Source organism: Streptomyces sparsus, from assembly GCF_054776295.1.
Genome location: NZ_BAAHCA010001139.1, coordinates 1 through 1,393 on the forward strand (window position 1 = coordinate 1; position 1,393 = coordinate 1,393).

Sequence of the window (1,393 nt, forward strand, 5' to 3'; positions counted from 1 at the left end):
ATCGCCCGGCAGGTCCAGGCGCTGGAAACGGCCGGGGTGTTCGGCCAGTGCGGCGCGGACCAGACCCCACAGGGCGGCGTCCGCCAGGTCCGGCCGGTGCGCTGCGTGGTCCACGGCGCTGTCCGCGCCGGCGGCGGCGTCCGCGTCGGCGTTCGTGGCCGAGCGGGTGACGAAGACCAGCCGCGAGTCGGCGAACCGTTCGTCGGCGAGCCAGCCGCAGACCAGTTCGTGGGCCCGGGCGAGACGGCCGCGCACGGTCTGCGGGACGTCCTGACCGTCCGCGCGGCGTGGTGCGGGGGCCGCCAGGACCAGGTCCGGCATGGTCATGCCGGTCTCGACGGCCTTGCCCAGCGCTTCGAGGTCGGCGTACGCCTCCAGGTGGATGCCGGCCGCGTCCAGGGCGGCGGCCAGCCGGTCGTCGCCGTCACCGAGGACGATCCAGCGCACCGTCTCCGGCCGCAGCGCCGCAGGGGCGGGTACGGCCTCGCGCCACTGGAGGCGCAGCAGTTCGGGGCGCGGGGCGCCGGTGCCCTCGGCGGTGGACACCCGGCGCAGGGTGATCGCGTCGGCGGACGCGACCGGGCTGCCGGTGGTGTCGGTGACGAGGACGCGGTAGCCGTGGTCGTGGCCGGCGGGCGCGAGGCGCACCCGCAGCGCGGTGGCGCCCACGGCGTGCAGGGTCAGCCCGGTCCAGGCGAAGGGCAGCATCGGTTCGGCCGCTCCGTCGCCGGGGTCGGTGCCGTGGGCGCCGGGACGCCGGACCAGCAGTGCCTGGACGGCGGCGTCGAGCAGTGCCGGGTGAAGGCCGAAGTGCGCCGCTTCCGCACGCTGCGGTTCGGGCAGGGCGACCTCGGCGAAGACCTCCTCGCCGCGGGTCCACACGGTGTGCAGGCCGCGGAAGCTCGGCCCGTACGCGAAGCCCGCCGCGGCGAAGCCCTCGTAGGGGTCCTCGGCGGACACGGCCACCGCTCCCGGCGGCGGCCAGGCGGTGAGGTCGTCCGCCGGCGCCTGGGGGACGTGCGGGGACAGCACGCCCTGGGCGTGCCGCTGCCAGTCCTCCTGACCGTCGGCGGGCCCGGCGTGCACGGTGAAGGCGCGCAGCCCGGCCTCGTCGGGTGCCTCGACGGCGACCTGGATGCGGACCGCGCCGTCGGCGGGGACGACCAGCGGGCTGAGCAGGGTGAGTTCGGCCAGGTGCCCGCAGCCGGCGCGGTCGCCCGCGTGCACCGCCAGGTCGAGGAATCCGGTGGCGGGCATGATGGCCCGGCCGAGCACGGTGTGGTCGGCGAGCCACGGGTGGGAGCGCAGCGACAGCCGTCCGGTGAGCAGCAGCCCTCCGGAGGCGGCCGGCGTGACCTCGGCGCCGAGCAGCGGATGGGTGGCGGTGGTGAGG

Annotated in this window: 1 protein-coding gene; it reads right to left on the bottom strand. The window is 77.2% G+C overall.

Translation table 11 applies throughout. The annotated features are described in order from the left end of the window. Positions 1-1,393: polyketide synthase dehydratase domain-containing protein (locus ACYVE9_RS26950; protein ID WP_461030508.1), on the bottom strand; the 1,393-nt coding region annotated here is incomplete at both ends.